At 65.7% G+C, this 18,465-nt stretch carries 14 protein-coding genes; 10 read left to right on the forward strand and 4 right to left on the reverse strand.

The genetic code is table 11. The annotated features are described in order from the left end of the window. Positions 1-69: 69 nt before the first annotated feature. A complete protein-coding gene (locus tag LN450_RS17685) occupies positions 70-3,084 on the reverse strand; it encodes a TonB-dependent receptor (protein ID WP_011348939.1) in 3,015 nt (1,004 codons plus the stop codon). Positions 3,085-3,467: 383 nt separating this feature from the next. Between LN450_RS17685 and LN450_RS17690 the strand changes: the two genes are divergently transcribed. The 4 genes from LN450_RS17690 to LN450_RS17705 all read left to right on the forward strand — a co-directional run bounded on the left by LN450_RS17690 (position 3,468) and on the right by LN450_RS17705 (position 9,260). After that, positions 3,468-4,157 (forward strand): glutathione binding-like protein, encoded by a 690-nt coding sequence (locus tag LN450_RS17690; RefSeq protein ID WP_008576488.1) that lies wholly within the window; start codon positions 3,468-3,470, stop codon positions 4,155-4,157. 332 nt (positions 4,158-4,489) lie between these two features. Then, the gene (locus LN450_RS17695; RefSeq protein WP_011348938.1) at positions 4,490-6,727 is read left to right on the forward strand and encodes a S9 family peptidase; all 2,238 of its coding nucleotides are present in this window, start codon (positions 4,490-4,492) and stop codon (positions 6,725-6,727) included. Between the two features lie 197 nt (positions 6,728-6,924). Beyond that, positions 6,925-7,206 (forward strand): cytochrome c oxidase assembly factor Coa1 family protein, encoded by a 282-nt coding sequence (locus LN450_RS17700; protein ID WP_011348937.1) that lies wholly within the window; start codon positions 6,925-6,927, stop codon positions 7,204-7,206. Between the two features lie 263 nt (positions 7,207-7,469). Continuing rightward, positions 7,470-9,260, forward strand: coding sequence for a DUF885 domain-containing protein (locus LN450_RS17705; protein ID WP_039418136.1), 1,791 nt, complete (start codon positions 7,470-7,472; stop codon positions 9,258-9,260). 99 nt (positions 9,261-9,359) lie between these two features. On the opposite strand, the gene LN450_RS17710 is transcribed toward LN450_RS17705, so the two are convergent. After that, a complete protein-coding gene (locus LN450_RS17710; protein ID WP_011348935.1) occupies positions 9,360-9,830 on the reverse strand; it encodes a hypothetical protein in 471 nt (156 codons plus the stop codon). Positions 9,831-10,053: 223 nt separating this feature from the next. Between LN450_RS17710 and LN450_RS17715 the strand changes: the two genes are divergently transcribed. Then, a complete protein-coding gene (locus LN450_RS17715) occupies positions 10,054-10,296 on the forward strand; it encodes a hypothetical protein (protein WP_017156266.1) in 243 nt (80 codons plus the stop codon). A 224-nt stretch (positions 10,297-10,520) separates the two neighbouring features. Then, positions 10,521-11,513: a porphobilinogen synthase gene (hemB, locus tag LN450_RS17720; protein WP_011348934.1), complete on the forward strand. Its 993-nt coding sequence runs from the start codon at positions 10,521-10,523 to the stop codon at positions 11,511-11,513. Positions 11,514-11,897: 384 nt separating this feature from the next. Here the strand turns inward: hemB and LN450_RS17725 are convergent, their stop codons facing one another. Next, a complete protein-coding gene (locus LN450_RS17725; protein ID WP_008576478.1) occupies positions 11,898-12,650 on the reverse strand; it encodes a DNA/RNA non-specific endonuclease in 753 nt (250 codons plus the stop codon). A gap of 229 nt (positions 12,651-12,879) precedes the next feature. Here LN450_RS17725 and LN450_RS17730 point away from each other — a divergent pair, with 229 nt between their 5' ends. Continuing rightward, complete coding sequence (locus LN450_RS17730; RefSeq protein WP_039419049.1) at positions 12,880-15,414, forward strand: PepSY domain-containing protein; 2,535 nt, start codon at positions 12,880-12,882, stop codon at positions 15,412-15,414. 464 nt (positions 15,415-15,878) lie between these two features. Here LN450_RS17730 and LN450_RS17735 read toward each other — a convergent pair whose 3' ends face one another. Next, positions 15,879-16,760: a TolB family protein gene (locus LN450_RS17735; protein WP_011348930.1), complete on the reverse strand. Its 882-nt coding sequence runs from the start codon at positions 16,758-16,760 to the stop codon at positions 15,879-15,881. A gap of 64 nt (positions 16,761-16,824) precedes the next feature. Here LN450_RS17735 and aroE point away from each other — a divergent pair, with 64 nt between their 5' ends. From aroE to LN450_RS17750, 3 genes are read left to right on the forward strand one after another with little or no spacing between them, the layout of a single operon-like run. Beyond that, positions 16,825-17,676 (forward strand): shikimate dehydrogenase, encoded by an 852-nt coding sequence (gene aroE, locus LN450_RS17740; RefSeq protein WP_011348929.1) that lies wholly within the window; start codon positions 16,825-16,827, stop codon positions 17,674-17,676. Then, on the forward strand, positions 17,666-18,040 hold the full coding sequence (locus LN450_RS17745; protein WP_031424702.1) for a hypothetical protein: 375 nt from the start codon (positions 17,666-17,668) through the stop codon (positions 18,038-18,040). The genes aroE and LN450_RS17745 overlap by 11 nt, the downstream gene beginning before the upstream one ends. Continuing rightward, entirely contained in the window at positions 18,037-18,273 is a 237-nt protein-coding gene (locus LN450_RS17750) for a hypothetical protein (protein ID WP_008576468.1), read from the forward strand. The genes LN450_RS17745 and LN450_RS17750 overlap by 4 nt, the downstream gene beginning before the upstream one ends. Positions 18,274-18,465: the final 192 nt, after the last annotated feature.

Here is an 18,465-nt window from a genome sequence, read left to right on the forward strand (position 1 = left end):
CAGCCAGGCTGCCGGGAAACGTGTGGGTTGCTGTAGCGATGCAGTCAGTCCTGCATCGCCCAAGCGGCATCACCAGAACTTGTAGCGCAGGCCCAGCATGTAGCGCGGGCCGGTCTGGGTGGCATAGATGATCTCGTTCTTCTGCCGGCCGTGCTGGCGCTGTATTTCGTTGGTGAGGTTGATCGCCTCCAGGCTCAGCGACAGGTTCTCGGTCCACTGGTAGCCGATGCTCAGATCCAGCTGGCCATAGGCTTCGGTGTAGACCGGGTTGGGCAGGCCACTGCCGTCAAAACGCGCGGCCAGGAACTCGTCGCGCCAGTTGTAGGCCGCACGGACCTGCCATTGTCCCTTGTCGTAGAAACCGACCAGGTTGGCCGAATCGCTCAAGCCTTCCAGCGCGAACTGCTCGCCGATCACGTAGTTGTTGTAGGTCAACCCGGAGTCGACCTTGGTGTAGTTGGCCGACACGCCGAAGCCGCTCTGGCCGAACATGTGCTGCACGTTGAATTCCCAACCATCCAGCGAGGCCGAGCGCTGGTTGGCCGGCGCGGTGATGGAGAAGTTGGCGACCGGGTCGCCCGGCTGACCGCTGATCGTACCGGTGGCATTGCCATTGGTGTCGTCGGTTCCGCGGACCACGCCCGGCTGGCCGGCGAAGTTGCGGAAGATGTAGTTGCGGATGCAGGTCAGGTCGGCAGTGGCGCAGCCATTGGCCAGCGCCTGGTTCCAGTAGGCGCCGCCCACCGGCGTGTGCAGGCCGAGCGAGGTGTCGTTGCGGGTGGTGACGCCGACATAGTTGTCGATGTTCTTGCGGAAGAACCCCACCGAGGCGTAGCTCGCTTCGCCGTAATACCACTCCAGCGACAGGTCGATGTTGTGCGACAGCAATGGCTTCAGGCCCGGATTGCCTTCCTGGCCCGAGCCGCCTTCGATGCGGCCGATCTGGTTGAGCGTCTGCCCGCCCTGGATGTCGCCCCAGCCGGGCCGGCCGATGGTTTCGCCGTAGCTGCCGCGCAGCACCAGGTCTTCGCGCAGCTTGAAGCTCAGGTCCAGACTGGGCAGCCAGTATTCGTACTTGCCGCTGCCGCCGGAAAACGCCGAGTCGGCCAGCCGGATCGGCAGCTCGTTGTTGGCGACCCAGTCGATGCCCACGGCCACCGGCACCAGCGCCCGCGCTTCCACTTTGGTTTCTTCGTAACGCACACCGGCCGCCAGGCTGATCGGCACGCGCAGATCGTCCCAGCTATTGCCCCACTGCAGGTAGGCGTTCTTGGATTTTTCGGTGACGCGGCGGTCGGTGGTGAACACCGGCGAGATGCGGTACAGCGACTCGTCGCCAGCGGCTTGCGCAGCGGCCTGGCGCGCGCGCTCGAAATCGAACAGGAACAGCTGGTTGAACTGCGCCGGATTGCCGCTGCCGTCGATCGCATCGAAGTACTGCGCGAACGAGCTGGGAATCCACAGGTCGTCCGGATAATCGGCCGCAGTGCCGTTGCCGCCCCAGGTGTCGCGCTGCACGTTGGAAAACGCCGAGCGGTTCTTGACCTCGGTGCTGCCGATGCCGAACTTCAACTGCGAATAGTTTTCGAAGGTGAAATCGCCGTTGACCTGCGCCTGATCGATTTCCGACTTCATGTAGCTGTTGCGGAACGCCGAGCCGGTGACCAGCGTGCGCGACGGGTCCAGGCCGTTCAGCCCGAAGCCCAGCTGCTGCTGCAGCACCGGGAAATCCTTGCTGAAATCCACCACCGAGGTGCCGCGGTAGAAGCCGGACACGCCCAGCGAGTTGCTCGACCCGTACGGGCTGTCCGCGCCGGCTTCGGCGGTGGAGCGGTGGATGTCGAAGTTGAGCTTGAACTGGTCGTTCACCGCCCAATCCACGTTGAAACCCAGCGACTTGTTCTGGTTGCGCGTGGCCGCATTGGACCCGGCGGTGGCCAGATCGCTGGTGGGCGGATTGACGATTTCCGAATAGGTGATCGGACCGGCGACCGGTCCTTTGGTCCAGGAGCTGGCGGACGGCCCGTAGTTGAACCACACCGACATCTCGTTGCGCTGCTGCTGGATCTTGTTTTCCGAGTACGTGTAATCCAGCGTGGTGGTGATGTTGTCCAGCGGCTTGTACTGCAGCACCAGCTGGCCGTTGGTGCGCTGGCGTTCGACGCCGACCACGCGGTAGTTGAGGTTCTGCGGCACCGAATAGATATCGTTCGGACCGGGGCGGTTGACGATGTTTTCCGAACCCGGTGCGCCCGGCTGCGGAATGGTGCCGTAGGCGGTGGAATCGCCGCGGAATGCGCGCCAGCCATTGGGGACGCCGACCTGGCTGTAGCCGAAGTCGCGTTCCTGGTAGCTGCCGCTCAGCGACACGCCGAAGCGTCCGTCGGCCGAGGTGTTGCTGAAGATGCCGGAGATTTCCGGCGTCAGCGAATCGCCCTGCAAGCGGCCGGGCAGGTTCTCGTTGGACGAGTCGTGCACACCCTTGAGGCCCACGTTGGCATGCATGCCGGGATTATCCAGCGGCCGGGCAGTCTTGATGTTGATGGTCGCGCCGATACCGCCGGTGGGCGTGCTGGCACGGCTGGTCTTGAACACCTCGATACCGGAGATCGACTCGGACGCCAGGTTGGCGAAGTCGAACGCACGCGAGTTGGAGGCATTGGATTCTTCGATGCTGGCGCCCGGCATCTGGCGGCCGTTCAACAGCACCAGGTTGAAGTCCGGGCCGACGCCGCGCACGGTGACGCGCGAGCCTTCGCCCAGCGAGCGGTCGATCGACACACCGCTGATGCGCTGCAACGACTCGGCCAGGTTGGTATCGGGGAATTTGCCGATGTCCTCGGCCACGATGCCGTCGACGATGCCTTGCGCATCGCGCTTGACGTTCATCGACGAGGTAAGGCTGCCGCGAATACCGCTGACCTGGACGGTATCGAGGGTGGCGGGGTCAGCCTGACTGGAACCCGGGACAGTGGATGCCGATTGCGGCGCCGGCGCGGTCTGCGCGGCCAGCGGAGTCGACAAGGCGAACAGCAGGGCAGACGTCAAGCGCCGCGTGCGCGGCAGGGTGCGAGTCTCTCTCACGGTAATTGCTTCCCCAAACAGAAGATAAGGCCGGCCCCACGGGGGCAGGCAAAGGTCGACGGAACAATCGAGCATTTGTTAGTGCGGCCTTAACAAAGTCAATTTGCACTGCAGCATCGGCCGCGACCCTGTCGCGTCACACATCGTTCCACCGAGCCAGGTGTGTCATGCCGCCATAGGCAAACGCTTGGCCTTACCATCACGCTTGGATGGCAACCTCTCTCAAGATGCGATGGGACTGAGGTAGCCGGCACACGCCTTGGATGCGCACCTGGCAAGCGGATTCGTCAGGTGCGAGCGCGTTGCCGGCCCGACGCCTGCACGCCAGGCAGCCGCCCTTGAGTCAGGCCTGCCGCAACGACCACCTTTGACTGGAGCGCACGATGATCGATCTGTACTACTGGCCCACGCCCAACGGGCACAAAGTCACGCTGTTTCTGGAAGAGGCGGGGCTGCAGTACACCCTCAAGCCGGTCAACATCGGCAAGGGCGAGCAATTCGAACCGGCATTCCTGCAGATTTCGCCCAACAACAAGATGCCGGCCATTGTCGACCATGCACCGGCCGATGGCGGCGGTGCGCAGAGCGTGTTCGAGTCCGGCGCGATCCTGCTGTATCTGGCCGAGAAGACCGGCCGCTTCCTGCCGCGCGATGCCCGCGGCCGGATCGCTGCACTGGAATGGCTGTTCTGGCAGATGGGCGGGCTGGGCCCGATGAGCGGCCAGATGGGTCACTTCAACGTCTACGCACCGGAAAAGATTGCTTATGCGATCGAGCGCTACAACGCCGAGGTGCGTCGCCTGCATGGCGTGCTCGACAAGCGCCTGGCCGACCACGCCTTCCTGGCGGGCAACGACTACGGCATCGCCGACATGGCCAGCTATCCGTGGATCGAAGTGTACGGCGACCTCAAGCCGGACTATTCGGCCTTCCCGCATCTGAAACGCTGGCACGACGCCATCGCCGCCCGCCCCGCCACCCAGCGCGCCTACGCGCTCAAGGAGCAGGTCAATCCCAATGCGGGCCAGCCGCTCAGCGATGAAGAGCGCAAGCATCTGTTCGGCAAGCGTTGAAGCAACGTCTTAGGCGCGGATGCGTAACAGTACACGCGCATCAAACGCGCGCGGCACATCAACGGGGCGGCATGCGCCCCTCTCCCACGGGAGAGGGGTTGGGATGAGGGTACGGCATCGCCGGAGACTGACAGCGACCCCAATTGCGCTCCCTCGCCATACGTAGCGACGCGTTAGTCCCCACCGTCCACAGACATCCCGCGATGCATGCGCATCCCCGGCCCCATCAATCCCAACGCGCGCACGCCTGAGCGGCCAACGCCAGGATCGCCGCGCTTCTCAAATCCACAACGCCGCCGCATCCTGTGCGCAGTCGTCAGACAGGATCATCGATGCGCGCCCTGTTCGTAGCCCTTGCCCTCATGCTCAGCACCGTTCCCATGGCCCACGCCGAAAAACTCACCCTGGAGGCCATCACCGGCCCATTGCCGCTTTCCGGTCCCACGTTGATGAAGCCCAAGGTGGCACCGGATGGCTCGCGCGTGACCTTCCTGCGCGGCAAGGACAACGATCGCAATCAGCTGGATCTGTGGGAATACGACATCGCCAGCGGCCAGACGCGCCTGCTGGTCGATTCCAAGGTCGTGCTGCCCGGCACCGAGGTCTTGAGCGATGTCGAAAAAGCCCGCCGTGAACGCCAGCGCATCGCCGCGTTCACCGGCATCGTCGATTACCAATGGGCACCGGATGCGCACGCGCTGCTGTTCCCGCTCGGTGGCGAGTTGTATCTGTACGACCTGCGCAAGACCGGCGCGGCCGCGGTACGCAAGCTCACCCACGGCGAAGGCTTCGCCACCGACGCCAAGCTCTCGCCCAAGGGCGGCTTCGTCAGCTTCGTGCGCGAGCGCAACGTGTGGGTCATCGAGTTGGCCAACGGCAACGCGCTGCAGCTCACCCACGATGGTAGCGAGACCATCGGCAATGGCGTGGCCGAATTCGTCGCCGACGAAGAAATGGATCGTCACACCGGCTATTGGTGGGCGCCGGACGACTCGGCGATCGCCTTTGCGCGCATCGACGAATCGCAAGTGCCGGTGCAAAAGCGCCCGGAAGTGTATGCCGACCATACCGAAGTGATCAGCCAGCGCTATCCGCAGGCCGGCCAGCCGAATGTAGCGGTGCAGCTAGGTGTGATCGCGCCGCGCGCCAAGGCCACCCCGCGCTGGATCGACCTGGGCAAGAACCCGGACATCTATCTGGCGCGCGTGGATTGGCGCGATGCACAGCGGCTGACCTTCCAGCGGCAGTCGCGCGACCAGAAAACCCTTGAGCTGATCGAAACCACGCTGGCCAGCGGCGTGCAGCGCACGCTCGTCACCGAAACCTCGCCCACCTGGGTGCCGCTCAGCAACGACCTGCGGTTTCTCAAGGACGGCCGCTTTCTCTGGAACTCCGAACGCAGCGGCTACGAGCATTTGTATCTTGCATCCGAAGACGGCCGCACGTTGACGCCACTGACTTCCGGCAACTGGGTGGTCGATGCCCTGCTCGCCGTCGACGAGCAGGCCGGCAACGTGTATTTCGCCGCCAGCAAGGACGGGCCCACACAAACGCATATTTACGCCGTGCCACTGGCCGGTGGCGCGATCGAAAAGCGCTCCAACACCAACGGCACGCATGCGGCCGGTTTCGCAAGCAACGCCAGCGTGTACGTCGATACCTGGTCCAACACCACCACGCCGCCGCAGATCGAGTTGTTCCGCGCCAGTGGCGAAAAGATCGCCACGCTGCTGAAGAACGACCTGAGCGATCCGCAGCATCCGTACGCCACCTACCGCGATGCGCAGCGCCCGATCGCATTCGGCACGCTCACCGCTGCCGATGGCAAGACACCGCTGCATTACCGGCTGACCAAGCCCGACAAGTTCGACCCGGCCAAGCGCTACCCGGTCATCGTTTACGTGTACGGCGGCCCGGCGGCGCAGACCGTGCTCGATGCCTGGCCCAGCCGCGGCGATGCCTTGTTCGACCAATACCTGGCCCAGCGCGGGTACGTGGTGTTTTCGCTGGACAACCGTGGCACGCCGCGGCGCGGGCGCGCGTTCGGTGGCGCGCTGTACGGCAGGCAGGGCACGGTGGAAGTGGACGACCAGTTCCAAGGCGTGGCCTGGCTCAAGCAACAGCCCTGGGTGGATGCCAAGCGCATCGGCGTGCAGGGCTGGTCCAACGGCGGCTACATGACCTTGATGCTGCTGGCCAAGCACAGCGACGCCTATGCCTGCGGCGTGGCCGGCGCACCGGTCACCGATTGGGGCCTGTACGACACCCATTACACCGAGCGCTATATGGATCTGCCGGCTCGCAACGCCGCAGGCTACCGCGAGGCACGCATCGCCACGCATCTGGATGGCCTGCGCGCCAAGCTGCTGCTGATCCACGGCATGGCCGACGACAATGTGCTGTTCACCAATTCCACCGCGCTGATGAGCGCGCTGCAGCAACGCGGCACCCCATTCGAATTGATGACGTATCCCGGTGCGAAGCATGGGTTGTCGGGTGCCACGGCGCTGCATCGTTACAAGACTGCCGAAGCGTTCTTGCAGCGCTGCCTGAGGCCGGTGCACGACTGAGCGTGCCCAGCAGGCGCAAGCAACAGGAGCCAGCTGGGTGAGGGCGGCGCACAGCAACCGACGCGTACCTGTAGCGCGCCGCTTCTGAGCATCTCCTGCGCCCGCCGGCGGCTGTGCAGTCGTTGTCCACTGCTGTGCGTCGCTCACAATGGGCGGTACCGATCATTCGCGTTCTCAGCGTTTGCACAAGGAGTGCCATGTCCCGGCCACCACCGCTTCCTCAAGCAGCACCGCAACGCCCGCGTGCTGCCGACCTCTGGAACCGGCACTGGAAGTGGGCTGTGCCTGGCATCGGTATTGCGCTGTCTGTGCTCCTGGCGTTGCTGATCGGTGGTGTGCTCTACGTGATCACTGCAGCGTTGAAATCCAGCGACGTGTATCTCGACGCGCTGCAGATCGCCAAGACCGACGCGCAGGTCGTGCAACGGCTGGGCATGCCAATCAACGAAGACGTCTTGATCAACGGCAGCATTCGTTAGTCCGGTCCTACCGGCGAAGCGCATTTCAGCGTCGGGCTGCACGGCCCGCGCGGTAAGGGCCGTGTGCAGGTGGATGCCATGCGCAGGCAGGGCCGCTGGACCTACCGGACATTGACCTTCGCCGGCGTCGATGGCGCCCGGATCGATGTGTTACCTGTTGCCGCCTCGCCGCCGCCGCCGCCCCGCCGGCCATGACCTAAGGCAGATTGCCGCGGCCGCTGCAGATGGGTAGGGTCGCGCTACTCAATTCGCGGATCTGCCTCATGAAGCCACTCGTTCTCGCCGTTGCGCTGGCGCTCGGTTCCTCGTTGCCGTTGCAGGCACAGACCGGCAAGACTGCGCCGACACAACCCGCCAGCCCGGCCTGGGTGCAGACCAGCAACGGCTATGCGCAGATCCTGCTCAATGCGCAGGCGCCGTTCCAGCCCGAATACGCCAGCTTCTTCGGTGTGCCCGGCTACGACGATCAGGTCGTCGACCTCGGCCCGGACAACGCCGCGCGCTATCGCGATGCCATGCGCAAGGCGCGCGCCACGCTGCAAACGAAGTTGACCACCGAGCGCGATGCCAACGTGCGCCAGGACCTGCAGATCATGATCGGCGCGGCCGAGCAGAACATCGAAGGCAGCGAGCTCAACGAACGGTATCTGTTGCCCTGGAGCGATGCTCCCGAGGCGGTTTTCAGTGGTCTCAACGGTCTGCTCTCCGACCAGACCGTGCCCGAGCGCCGCGCCAAGGCGCTGGATCGCCTCAAGCGTTACGTCGGCCTGGTACCGGGAAGCACGCCCACCACCACGCTGGCGCGCCAGCGCTACGAGGAAAAACTGAGCAACAAGGCCCTGCTGCAGCCCACCCAGCGCGAAGTAGAGCAGGCGCTGGCCAATGTGGACACCTACGTCGCCGGTATTGGCGAGCTGTTCGCCAAGTACAAGATCGCCGGCGCCGACGAGGCGCTCAAGGCCATGTCCACGCAACTGAAGGACTACGCCGCGTGGACCCGCGCCACCGTGCTACCCAAGGCGCGCAAGGACACTCGCCTGCCCGAGCCGCTTTACGCTTTCCAGCTCAAGCAGGTCGGGATCGATATCGCGCCGCAGCAGCTGATCCAGCGCGCGCAACTGGAGTTCATGGAGACCCGTTCGGCCATGCGCCAACTGGCGCCGCTGGTGGCCAAGGCCAAGGGCGTGCAGGGCGGCGATTATGTGCAGGTGATCCGCGCCCTCAAGGGCAACAAGATCGCCGACGACCAGTTGGAAACCCACTACCGCGGCGTGATCGATCAGATCGACCCGATCATCCGCCAGCAGCGCATCGTCGATGTGCCTAACCGCCCGATGCAGATGCGCCTGGGCAGCGCCGCCGAAAGCGCCGCGCAACCGGCCCCGCACTTCCTGCCGGCCCCGTTGATCGGCAATACCGGCCAGCAGGGCCAGTTCGTGTTGCCGCTGGGCAACCCGACCGCCGATGGCGCCAAGAAAGAGCAATACGACGACTTCAACTTCGGCTCGGCCGCCTGGACGCTCAGCGCCCACGAAGGCCGCCCCGGCCACGAACTGCAGTTCACCGCCATGGTCGAACGCGGCGTCTCGCTGGCGCGCAGTATGTTCGCCTTCAACTCGGTCAACGTCGAAGGCTGGGCGCTGTATGCCGAAGCAGAAATGGTGCCGTACGAACCGCTCGACGGCCAGCTGATCGCCCTGCAGTTCCGCCTGCTGCGCGCCGCCCGCGCCATGCTCGACCCGATGCTCAACCTGGGCCTGATCGACCGCGAACGCGCGCGCCAGGTACTGGAAGACGACGTCGGCCTTTCGCCGGCCATGACCCGCCAGGAACTGGACCGCTACACCGTCCGCGCCCCCGGACAGGCCGGCAGCTACTTCTACGGCTATACCCGCATCCTCGAACTGCGCATGCGCACCGAACTGGCCCTGGGCAAAAAGTTCGACCGCCTGGCCTTCAACAACTTCCTGCTCGACCAGGGCCTGCTGCCACCGGATCAGCTGGCCAAGGCGGTGGAGACGCAGTTCATTCCGGCGCAACAGGCCAAGCGCTGACCAGCTCCGTGGAGTTCAAAAAAACAGGGCGCGATAAAAGGCCGCAAACAGCCTTCCGTCGCGCCCTGGCGCAGTGATGCGGGTGATTCTTTGCGGGCTTTACCGCGTCGATGGGGAGACGTCCGGTGCAGGACGCTGCTGTGCCCCCGCCGGCACCCAGATCGCCACACCCGCCGCGCGCTTTTGGGTGGTGGGGATGCCGATCCCCAAGCCGCCGCCGACGCGGCCGCCGTAGCTGCCACCGCCCACCGACAGGCCGCCGCCGGAGCGTTCGGAGCCTACGCCGACGATGACCACGCCGTTGGCGCCGAGCTTGGCGGCTTCGCGCTTGAGGCGTTGCACGGCAGCGTCGGTCTGGCCCTGGGTGCCGAAGCCGGCGGCACTGGTCGATTCGAGCTGGGCGATTTCCACCGAGCCGACCGGGGCGTTGGAATACACCTCCACCTGCGCCGGGTCGATCGGCGCGCGCGCCTGGCCCAGCATCACCTTGGAGCTGCTGGCGCAACCGGCCAGCAAGGCGGCGGTCGCCGCGGCGATGGCGACGTTCCTGATCAGCGATTGCTTGTGCATGGTGGACCCCCCTTGGGTGATGAAAGCTGGGTAATGAAATCCGCGTAGTGGCAGCGATGATCCGGCGCCTGGACTGAATCGCGCCGCACTTTGGCGCACCCTAGCCATGCCGGTGTGAGGCTGCCGCCAAACCGCCATTGGTCATGATGACCACCCGCCCACGGCGTGAGGACGGCCGCGCCGGTAAGCTCGTGCTTTCTTCAAGACGAGGTGGCACGTGGGACTGATCAGCCTGTTGTGGGGCATCGTGGCGCTGCTCTGGATGGTGTTGGCCTTCATTCCGCTGCTGGGTTGGGGCAACTGGTTCCTGATTCCGTTCGCGGCGGTGGGCGCGTTGATCGCCGCCATCGCGCTGTTGTTCACCTCGGCAGGCAACCGTGGCCGTGCCAAGACCGGCTTGGTGCTCAACGGCCTGGTGATCGTGGTCGGGGTGATGCGCCTGACCCTGGGCGGCGGGATTATCTAACGGGCTCTCGACAAGGCGGCGATGCGTACCTGCGTGTGCATGTGTCGGGTGCGCGCGTGTCCGGCAGGGTCTGCATCGCCAGACGTCGGCGCCTTGCTCGACCTGTGGCTGAGAGAAAGCGAGCAAGAACCCGCGTGCCGTTGCAGCGCTGCGACACTGCGTCGCAGCGCGTTCTGCGCATCATGGCGGGCGTAAACTGATGCGCTGTCTACAGGAGCCTTGTCATGGCCCACCCGCACTATCGCCCCCGCCGCATGCGCCACGATGGGTTTTCGCGTCGGTTGATGCGCGAGAACACGCTGACCACCGATGACCTGATCTGGCCGGTGTTCGTACACGAACTGTCCGGCCGCGCGCCGATCGCGTCGATGCCCGGCGTGGAACGCCTGTCGCTGGACGAGCTGCTGCGCGAGGCGGAAAACGCGCTGGAACTGGGCATCCCGGTGATCGACCTGTTCCCGGTGATCGACCCGGCCGGCAAGAGCCTGGACGCGGCCGAAGCCTGGAACCCGGACGGCCTGGCGCAGCGCGCGGTGCGGGCGTTGAAGTCGCGCTTCCCTGAGCTGGGCGTCATGACCGACGTGGCGCTGGACCCGTACACCACCCACGGCCAGGACGGCATCATCGACGACAAGGGTTATGTGCTCAACGAGATCACGGTCGAGGCTTTGGTCAAGCAATCGTTGTCGCATGCGCAGGCGGGCGTGGACATCATTTCGCCTTCGGACATGATGGATGGCCGCATCGGTGCGATCCGCCGCGCGCTCGATGCCGACGATCATCTCAACGTGCGGATCATGGCGTATTCGGCCAAGTACGCCTCGGCGTTCTACGGTCCCTTCCGCGATGCGGTAGGCAGCGCCGGCAATCTGGGCAAGGCCGACAAGACCACCTACCAGATGGACCCGGCCAACGGCGATGAAGCCTTGCGCGAGATCGCACTGGATTTGGAAGAAGGCGCGGACATGGTGATGGTCAAGCCGGGCATGCCGTATCTGGATGTAGTGCGCCGGGTGAAGGATCAATTCCGCGTGCCGACCTTTGCGTATCAGGTCAGCGGCGAGTACGCGATGCTCAAGGCGGCGTCAGCCAACGGCTGGCTGGACGAGCGCAAGTGCGTGCTCGAAGCATTGATGGCCTTCAAGCGTGCCGGCGCCGATGGCGTGTTGACCTATTTCGCGCCGCAAGTGGCGCGCTGGTTGCGCGAAACACGCTGAGCGCGAGCACGGTGCGACGACGCTGCCACTCAGTTGCGCAAGAATGAGGGCCGCTCGCGTCGGCCAAGCAGTCGCCTGCGCGCAGTAGGATCCGGAGCGGGCGGCCTGGTTCGATGGGCAGGTCGTTAGCCTGACAGATGCACCAGCGCCCGCTGGATCGCGGGGATGTCGACGTGCCGCCTGCATCAGATGCAAGACGGCACGTCGCTCCCATGCATTAGCGTTCAAACCTTCTGATGGTATGGCTTGCGTACGCCGCAACAGGACCGGCGCGCTACGCTTGAAATTTCCGGGTCAGCCGCGCAACGCGCCTGGTGACGGCGTAGCGCCGAGCCAGCAACTGATAGTGGTGCAAATCCCGAATCCCAAATCCCGTCTCTCATCTCAGGGCAGCACCAACGCGATCGCCTGCGACTTCACGCTGGCGCTGAGCGAGGGGAACGGGTCGACGTTGGTCATCACGACCAGGTCGTCGATCGACACCACGTCGCAGTTGATGCTGCTGTCGTTGACGCACAGATACGCGCCCGCGCCCACGCCCGGTTCGTAGATGGCCTTCCACACATACGTCGGGACGGCGACGTTGTCGGTGCCGATCGTCGTTGCAGTGCCGCTGTCGAACGCCGGGCCGGTCACCACGTACAACTCGCCGTGCTGCTTGGCCAGCTGACGCACCTGCTCTTCGATGTGCGCCCACTCGCCGGTGTTGAGCTTGTGGTCCTGCGGGACGACATTGGCCATGGAAAATGTTTCTTTTTCCGAACTTTCGGTCGATGCATCGCCGGCCGGCGTCATGTGCCCGCGGTCGTAGCCGGTATTGGTGTAGTCGGAACTTTTCGAGCGATCAGCGGCGGGGATGCCGGTTTCGTCGTGGAAGGAGCCGACCCGGCCGATCGCCTCGGCGCCGGCAACCTGTTGGTCGGTGAGGTGCTCGGCCGAATACACCGGGTCCTTGGTCACGCCCGAGGCCAGCAACACGTATTCGGTGTGGCAGACCTCGGTGGCGCGGGTCGTGCTGCTGCCCACGCTCGGCGGGGTGCCATTCGCGTAGAGGCTGGGACAACGGGTGGCGGCCATCGCCACGGAGGTCGTGCACAACACTGCCAGGGCCACACAACCGCGCAGGAGGAAGGACATTGCAGAGCTCGCTTGCCAAGGGAAGTGAGGAAGGTGGCAAGGCGCGATGTCCAAACGATGACCGCGCCATGTGCGGCAGATGACGGCGCGGCAGCACGCGTCAGACCAGACAGACCGCTGCCGGGCGCGGCGTGCAGCGAGCCATAGAACGCCGTCGGCATCGATGCAGATCGGATGCGAGACTCATTCTCATCTACAATGGGCGGCCGTCCTGTTTCGTGTCCAGGTCTTGATCAAGACGCTCCTGTTCCAGCTGCATTGGCTGCTCGGCATCACTGCCGGGCTGGTGCTGTCGGTAATGGGGTTGACCGGCGCGGCGATGTCGTTCGAAAACGAGATCGTGCGCATGGCCAATCCGGTCATTGCGCAACTGGCGCAACGGCATGCGGCGGGCGAGCAGCCCTTGCCGGTGGATGTGTTGCTGCAACGGCTCGATCTGGCGCCAGCCGGTGCCGGGCAGAAACAGACGGTGACGCGCCTGTTGATCGATCCCACTGGTGCGCGCCCGTCTGCCGCGCGCCTCTCCGGCAAGGGCGCGGGCCGGGTGTATTTCGACCCCTATACGGGTGAGCGGGTCGCGCCGCCGCGGCTGAGCACTGCGTTTGCCTTCATCGAAGACCTGCACCGCAATCTGACGGCCGGCAAACGCGGGCAGGCGGTCACCGGTGCGAGCGCCTTCATCTTGCTGTTCTTCTGCGCATCGGGGCTGTATCTGCGCTGGCCGCGACGGTGGTGGAGCCCGCGCACCTGGTGGGTGGTGGAATGGCGACGGCAGGGGCGCAGTTTTTTGTGGAGCCTGCACGCGGTGTTCGGCACCTGGTGCTTGCTGGTGTATTTGCTGGTCGCGCTGACCGGGCTGACCTGGTCCTACCCCTGGTATCGCGATGGCATGATGGCCTTGCTTGACGGCCTGCCTGCGATACGCGGCGACAAAGGCGATAACCGCCCGGCCACCGTCGATCTTGCACGCGTGCAGCGCACGCTCGATGGCATTCCCGCCACGCGCAGCGCCGCCCTGGATCTGCGCATTCCCGCGCGCGCCGGGCAGCCGTTGAATGTGCGGTTCTTGCCCGACCATCCCGCTCACGATCGCGCCTACAACAGTCTTGATATCGCGCCGGACAGCGGAGCACTGCTGCAGCGCCTGGACTACGCGCTGCTGCCGCGCGGGCAGCAATTGGCGGCGAGCATGTTCCCGCTGCATTCGGGCAGTTTCTTCGGGTTGCCCGGGCGCATCGTGGTGATGCTCGCCAGCCTGGGCATGTCGGTGTTCTTCGTCACCGGCTGGATGCTGTATCTGGATCGGCGCCGCAAAAAACGCGAACTGCGCGCTGCGCGCAAGGTGTTGCAAGACGCAGCACCGGCCTCGCAAGCGGCGCCGTGGTTGATTGCGTTTGCCAGCCAGAGCGGTTTTGCCGAGCGCCTGGCGTGGCAGGCCGCCGGGCATCTGCAGGCCGCCGGCTTGCCGGTGCAGGTGTGCTCGCTGGCGCAGCTGGATGCGCAGGCGCTACAACGCACCGGGCATGCGCTGTTTGTGATCAGCACGTTTGGCGATGGCGAGCCACCGGATGCGGCACGCGGTTTCGAGCGTGGGCTGCTGCGGCAACGCCTGCAATTGCCGCACCTGACCTACGCGGTGCTGGCGCTGGGAGACCGCCAATATGCGCAGTTCTGCGGGTTCTCGCGGCGTGTCGAACAGTGGCTGGATGCGCAAGGTGCACGCGCGCTGTTTCCTGCGGTGGAACTGGATAACGTCGACCCGCAGGCGCTGGCGCAATGGCATGCGCAGCTGGGCCAGATCGCCGGTGCACCTTTGCGCGTGGCGCCGCTGGCACGGCCCAAATTGAGCGAATGGACCCTGTCTTCGCGCATGCATCTGAATCCGGGCAGCGAGGGGGCGCCGATCTGGCGCGTCGATCTGCAGCCGCCTGCCGATGCGCAGTGGCAGGCCGGCGACATCCTCGAAGTGCAGCCTGCGCATGCCCAAGCACAGGTGCGCGCCTGTCTGGCGGCATGGGGCCTGGCGCCGGACGCACTGGTGCACGTGGATGCGCAGCTGCTGCCATTGCAGCAGGCTGCCGCCGAGCGCGTCCTGCCCGAGCCGCCCGCAACGCCGCTTGCCCATCGCCCTGATCCGCAGACCTGGCTGGATGCTTGCGCCTGGCTGCCCACACGCGATTATTCGCTCGCCAGCGTACCGGCTGACGGCACCGCGATGGTGGTGGTGCGGCTGACGGCGCGTGCCGATGGCAGTCCCGGTCTGGGTTCGGGGTGGTTGATCTGCCATGCGGCGATCGGCACGCCGGTGCGCGCACGGTTGCGCACCAATCCCGGGTTTCATCGGCTCGAAACAATGCCGATGGTCTTGATCGGTAACGGCACCGGCATTGCGGGCCTGCGCGCGCTGCTACGCGAGGCCGAGTTGGCCGGCGTGCATGGGCACTGGTTGTTGTTCGGCGAACGGCATGCGGCGCACGACCGCCTGTTCGCCGACGAGCTGCAGGCCTGGCAGGCGAGCGGGCATCTGCAGCAGCTGGAGTGGGTGTTCTCGCGCGATCAACCACAAAAACGCTATGTGCAACATCACTTGCGCGACGCCGGCGACACGCTGCGACACTGGATCGACCGCGGCGCGGTCATTTACGTCTGCGGCAGTCTGGACAGCATGGCGCGCGAGGTCGATGCAACCTTGCGAGAACTGCTCGGCGACACGCGATTGGAATCGCTGACCGCGGCCGGCCGTTATCGACGCGATGTGTATTGAGCGCGGCGCTGATGGCGCCAGCCCCGCCTTACATCGGCTAGCAGAACCTGGCGAGTGAGCATTGTGCGGGTGCGCAGAGTAGAGAGCCGCAGACCACCGTGGACGACGGATACGCGCCCACTCCGAGTGGCTGGCGTTCTACGTTTGTATGGCATTGGTGCAGCGTTGTGTCGGCTGATGACCTGTTGGACCTATCAACAACTCCTCGACGGTCGAGCGTGCGCTGTCCTCGTCGCGCGCGGGACACGCCATGAACCCATTCCTGTGGTTCAACGGCGGCAGCTATGCCGCCAACGGTCCCGCAAGCGGCGCAGGCACAACGCCAGTCAGTTCGCGGGCTGTTTATCGAAGAATGAGCACGTCGCGTCGCACGGTTTGCTTGTCCCCGCATTGGAAGTGATCAGCAGCTCTGCGGCGAATGCCCAGGCAACATCGTCTCGATCGGACCGATGCACCCATCCACCTCAACGGCAATTCGCATCGCCGTCGGCTGCCGGTGCCTTCATCCGGTAGATGTCCAACTGCCCTGCGCGCGGCGCACGGGCGCTGCCGGTCACCAGCAATTCGCCCGGCTTGGCGGTATCCACGACCGCGCCAAAAGTGCGCTCCTGCGGCCCGTTGAACGACAGTGGCAGCGGCAAGCCCTGGGCAAAACGACCGTCCTTGCAGATGGCCAGCAGCAACTGGCTGGGGCCATTGGTCTTCCCCCGGGCCCAGACCAACGCGCGCCCGTCGCCGAGCCAGGCTGCGTCCAGCTCGTCGGCTGCGCTATTGATGTCGACCGGGGCCACCGGCGTGGTGAACGCCTGCCCATCCCAGCGCGCGACGAACAGATCCATGCCGCCAGCACCGCCATGACCGTCGCTGGCGAACAACAGGCGTGTGCCGTCCAGCGACAGCGTCGGTGCGCGCTCGTTGCCGGCGCTGTTGATCGCCGCGCCCAGCGATTGCACCGGGCCCACGGCGCCTTGCGCACCCACCGGTGCACGGTACAGGTCGCTGCCGCCCGCGCCGCCGGGCCGGGTGGAGGCGAACAGCAGCCAGCGGCCGTCGGCACTGAACAATGGGGTGGTCTCGTCCTGCGCGGTATTGATCGGCAGCGGCTGCGCGTCCTGCCAACGCCCGCCGCGCAGTTGCGCCTGCCACAGATCCCAGCCGCCGGTGCCACCGGCCCGGTCGCTGGCCCACACGATGCGCTGCCCGTCCGGGCTGAGCGTGGCGCGCGCCTCGTTGGCCGGCGTGGAGACCACACCCATGCCCTCGATGCCGAATTCAGCAAGCCCCGAAGCAGACGGGACGCAGAGTAAACTTGCCGCCAGCGTAAGCAGCGTCCATCGATAGTGCATGCGGTGTTCCTGCCTCAAGAGCGGCTCCAAGTCGCGCACAGTCTAGTCAACCAGAGAGTGTTTCATGCCCGTATCCCGTTATGCCGTGTTCGGTCACCCTGTCGCCCATTCGCTGTCGCCGGCCATCCACACCGAGTTCGGGAAGCAGACCGGCATTGCGCTGGACTACACCGCCATCGACGCGCCGCTGGAGGATTTCAGCGCCGCGTTGCAACGCTTCGCCGATGAGGGCGGCAAGGGCGCCAACGTCACCCTGCCGTTGAAGGAAGCCGCCTATGCGCTGGCCAGCAGTCTGAGCGATCGCGCGCGGTTGGCCGGGGCGGTGAACACGTTGGTGCGCAATGACGGCCAGTGGCAGGGCGACAACACCGACGGCGCCGGCCTGGTGCGCGATCTCACCGAACGCCAGGGCCTGGATCTGCGTGGCCGCCGCGTGCTGCTGCTGGGCGCCGGTGGTGCTGCACGCGGTGTGGCGCCGGCGCTGCTGGAGGCGGGCATCACCGCAATGGTGGTGGTGAACCGCTCGCCCGAGCGCGCCGATGCCTTGTGCGATGCGCTGGGCGAGCCGGCGCGGGTGACGTCGCGTTACATCGAAGACCTGCGCGAGCTGGGCGACTTCGAACTGATCGTCAATGCCACTGCCGCCGGTCGCGACCGCGATGCCGGTGCGTTCGCATTGCCACTGGGTCTGGTCAACAGCCTGACGGCCGCGGTCGATCTGAATTACGGCGACACCGCCATTGCGTTTCTGGCCTGGGCGCGCGCGGCGCAATGCCGGTACGCCATCGATGGACTGGGCATGCTGGTGGAACAGGCTGCCGAGAGCTTCGCGCTGTGGCATGGCGTGCGCCCGGACACCGACCCGGTCTATGCCGCGCTGCGCGCGCGCGAGGCCGTGCTGGTCAGTGCCGACTGACGTGGGCAGCGCCGATGCCACCGCGATCCTGCTAACCCTGGTCACCAGCCTGCTGTCGCGCGTGCCGATGCTGATTGCGGTGCTGCTCGGGCTGGCTCTGTTGTGGCGCGTACCGCATAGCCCGCTGCGGCGCGCGGGGCTGGCCGCGCTCTGGCTGCTGCTGGGCTGCCTGTTCGCCGAGGTCGCCGTCCAGGCGATTCCGATGGTGCTGCTGCAGCAAGGCAACGTGCGCCAGATCAGCATGGTGGTCGGCATCGCCCACTTCGTGCTAATGGCCATGCAGGCCGTCGGCATCGGCGTACTGGTGTGGACGCTGGCGGCCAGCCTGCAGCGTTTGCCGGCTGGCACTGGTCCGCGCCCGTGATCCCGCTCAAAGCCATCTTGCTGGTGATCGTTGGACTGGTCTGTGCCGGGCAGGGCGTGTGGACGCTGCTGCATCCGCAGGCGCTGGCGGCGGTCAATCGCGGCGGCCTGCTGTACGAACGTTTCGGGCCCAATGGCGTCGGCGCCGGCATGCTGTTGATGGGCGTGGCCATGGCGGCCATCGGCCTGGTGTGGGCGCGCCATGCGTGGCCGGCACGCCGGCAGCGGAACTGAGCGCGCATCGATCCTGCATACGCGTTAAAGACAACGGCGTTTCGTGCATCGGCATTCACTGCGCCGCCTTCCGGGTCGCGCCGGCGGCGAGTGCCTGCAGGCGGCCGGTGCTGGCAGGCCACGATCGGAGAATCGAACCATGCCCTCGGCCGCGTAGCAGTCGCACCAGCGTGGGAGTGGCCGGGTGGCCGC

This window comes from Xanthomonas euvesicatoria pv. euvesicatoria (genome assembly GCF_020880415.1).
GTDB lineage: Bacteria > Pseudomonadota > Gammaproteobacteria > Xanthomonadales > Xanthomonadaceae > Xanthomonas > Xanthomonas euvesicatoria.